Source organism: Arthrobacter sp. 2YAF22_2 (genome assembly GCF_052114645.1).
Taxonomy (GTDB): domain Bacteria; phylum Actinomycetota; class Actinomycetes; order Actinomycetales; family Micrococcaceae; genus Arthrobacter.
Genome location: NZ_JBFRFD010000450.1, coordinates 1 through 3,038, shown reverse-complemented (window position 1 = coordinate 3,038; position 3,038 = coordinate 1). Strand labels below are relative to the sequence as shown.

Sequence of the window (3,038 nt, the reverse complement as noted above, 5' to 3'; positions counted from 1 at the left end):
GATGACGACGTCGTCGTGCCGGGTACGGACCGTGCAATCAGCGTCGGCCCTGGCCACGAGCTCGCCGAGCGCGTCCGTAAGGCCACCCTCGATCCGATAGCGCACCACCACGCGGGTGCCCAGGGGCACGTCGGAGAGGAAGCGTTGCGGCTCGGGCGTCGTTGAAGGCACGTGTCCATCGTAGGGGGCGCGGGCACTGTGACGCCCGGCTAGGTTCGCGGGATCGGGCTGGGAGATAATAGGCTCAGAAGTCAGCAGTCCGGCGCCCAAGCCGGGAGCAAGAACCGGCGGAATGCCGGAACCAACGTGGAGAGGCCAGGGACGTGACGTACGTAATCGCGCAGCCGTGTGTTGATGTCAAAGACAAGGCATGTATTGAGGAGTGCCCCGTCGATTGCATCTACGAGGGTGAGCGTTCCCTGTACATCCACCCGGACGAGTGCGTGGACTGCGGCGCCTGCGAGCCGGTCTGCCCGGTGGAGGCCATCTACTACGAGGATGACACCCCCGAGGAATGGGCCGACTACTACAAGGCCAACGTCGAGTTCTTCGACGTGCTCGGCTCCCCGGGCGGCGCCGCCAAGATCGGCAACACCCACACGGACCACGCGATGATCGCCGCCCTGCCGCCGCAGAACCAAGACAACTAGGACGGCGCAACGGTGACCTCTGCGGTGCGCAGCTTCGGCCTCAGCCTGCCCGACTACCCGTGGGAAGCGATGGCGCCCTATCTGGCCCGCGCTGCCGAACATCCCGGCGGAGCGGCCAACCTCTCTATCGGCACCCCGGTCGATGACACGCCGGCCCTGGTGCAGGACGCGCTCCGGGCGGCGGCCAACGCCCCCGGCTACCCCACGGTGCACGGCACACAGGCCCTCCGGGAGGCCGTCGTGGCCTGGTTTGACCGCCGCCGCGGCGTCTCCGGGCTGGACCCGCAGCACGTGATGCCCACCGTCGGATCCAAGGAGCTCGTCGCCTGGCTGCCGTTCCTGCTCGGTCTCAAGCCGGGCGACGTCGTTGTCCGGCCGTCGGTTGCCTATCCCACCTACGACATCGGTGCCACCTTCGCGGGCGCCGAGCACGTGGCCGCGGACGACCTCGACGAGCTCGACGCCGGCACCCGGGCACGCGTCCGCCTTGTCTGGGTTAACTCGCCGGCCAACCCAACCGGCAGCGTCAGGGACGCCCCGTCGCTGAAACGGATCGTCGATCAGGCCCGCGAACTCGGGGCGGTCGTCGCCTCGGACGAATGCTACGCCGAACTTGGCTGGGGCGACTGGGACGTCCAGCGGGGCGGCTCCCCGGTCCCCAGCATCCTCGACCCCCGGGTGGCAGGGGAGTCCCACGAGGGCCTGCTGGCGGTCTACTCGCTCAGCAAACAGTCCAACCTGGCCGGCTACCGGGCCGCCTTCGTCGCCGGCGACGGCGCGATCATGGCCAACCTGGTCAACAGCCGCAAGCACGCCGGCATGATCGTGCCGTACCCGGTCCAGGAAGCCATGCGGGCGGCCCTCGGGGACGATGCCCACGTCGCGGCACAAAAGGACCTGTACCGCGGACGCCGTGAACGGATCGTCCCGGCGTTGGAGGGCTTCGGGCTGACCATCCAGGAATCCCTTGCCGGGCTCTACCTCTGGGCCACGGCGGGCGAGGCCACCTGGGACACGGTCGGCAGGCTGGCGGACCGCGGAATCGTCGTCGGCCCCGGCGTCTTCTACGGGGACGCAGGCAACGGCTTCATCCGGGTAGCGCTGACCGCCACAGACGAACGGATCGACGCCGCCGTCGCGCGGCTGGCAACGGGACCGTAACAATGCTGTGATGCGGGGCACAAGAGGCGCGGTTTGGGCGCCTTCAAGGCGCCCCGGATTAGTGCCACCCGCGAACTGCCGGTAGTTTTTAACTGACTATCAATGGTGGCTTTCCACAAGAAGGCAGCGCAGCCGTTGGAATCCGTGTCCAGATACAGGTTCCGCGGGCAGCTTCACCAGATGTTGGATCAAGCTTTCAACAGGGGCCCCGACGTCCCATGAGGAGAATCCATGACTGAGACCACCAGCGCAACCCTGCGTTTTGACGGCGGCGAGCTCGAGCTCCCCCGCATCAAGGTTGTTGAAGGAAACGAAGGCTATGACGTTTCCAAGCTGCTGAAGCAGACCGGCGCCGTTGCCTTCGACCCCGGTTTCATGAACACCGCGGCCACCACCTCGGCCATCACCTACATCGACGGCGACGCCGGCATCCTGCGCTACCGGGGCTACCCGATCGAGCAGCTCGCCCAGCACTCCAGCTTCCTGGAGGTGTCCTACCTGCTGATTTACGGCAACCTGCCGACGCCGGCCGAACTGGAGGCTTTCGACCAGCGGATCCGCCACCACACCTTGCTGCACGAGGAGCTCAAGGGCTTCTTCAGCGGCTTCCCGCGGGACGCCCACCCGATGCCGGTGCTCTCCTCGGCGGTGTCCGCACTGTCCACGTTCTACCAGGACTCGCTGGACCCGTTCAACCCCGAGCACGTTGAAGTTTCCACGTACCGGCTGCTGGCCAAGATGCCGGTGATCGCCGCGTACGCCCTGAAGAAGTCCGTCGGCCAGCCCATGCTGTACCCGGACAACTCACACAACCTCGTGGAGAACTTCCTGCGCCTGAGCTTCGGTCTCCCGGCCGAGCAGTACGAGGTGGACCCGGTGGTGGCCAAGGCCCTGGACCTGCTGCTGATCCTGCACGCGGACCACGAGCAGAACTGCTCCACCTCCACGGTCCGGCTGGTCGGCTCCTCCAACGCCAACCTCTTCGCCTCCGTATCGGCAGGCATCAACGCCCTCTTCGGCCCCGCCCACGGCGGCGCCAACGAGGCCGTGCTCAAGATGCTCCGCCAGATCCAGGCGGACGGCATCAAGCCCGAGGACTACATGGAGAAGGTCAAGAACAAGGAAGACGGCGTCCGCCTGATGGGCTTCGGGCACCGCGTCTACAAGAACTACGACCCGCGCGCCAAGATCGTCAAGGCCACGGCCCACGAGATCCTCGGCAAGCTC

Annotated in this window: 4 protein-coding genes; 3 read left to right on the top strand and 1 reads right to left on the bottom strand. The window is 66.9% G+C overall.

Annotated features, from left to right (window positions below; genetic code table 11):
- Positions 1-129: putative acetyltransferase (locus AB4Y86_RS15670; RefSeq protein ID WP_441403111.1), on the bottom strand; the 129-nt coding region annotated here is incomplete at its 3' end.
- Positions 130-323: 194 nt separating this feature from the next.
- On the opposite strand from AB4Y86_RS15670, the gene fdxA reads away from it, so the two are divergent.
- From fdxA to AB4Y86_RS15655, 3 genes are all read left to right on the top strand, one after another.
- Positions 324-650: a ferredoxin gene (gene fdxA, locus AB4Y86_RS15665; protein WP_441403110.1), complete on the top strand. Its 327-nt coding sequence runs from the start codon at positions 324-326 to the stop codon at positions 648-650.
- Positions 651-662: 12 nt separating this feature from the next.
- Positions 663-1,811 (top strand): succinyldiaminopimelate transaminase, encoded by a 1,149-nt coding sequence (gene dapC / locus AB4Y86_RS15660; protein WP_441403109.1) that lies wholly within the window; start codon positions 663-665, stop codon positions 1,809-1,811.
- A 231-nt stretch (positions 1,812-2,042) separates the two neighbouring features.
- The coding region (locus AB4Y86_RS15655; RefSeq protein ID WP_441403108.1) for a citrate/2-methylcitrate synthase at positions 2,043-3,038 on the top strand (996 nt) is incomplete at its 3' end.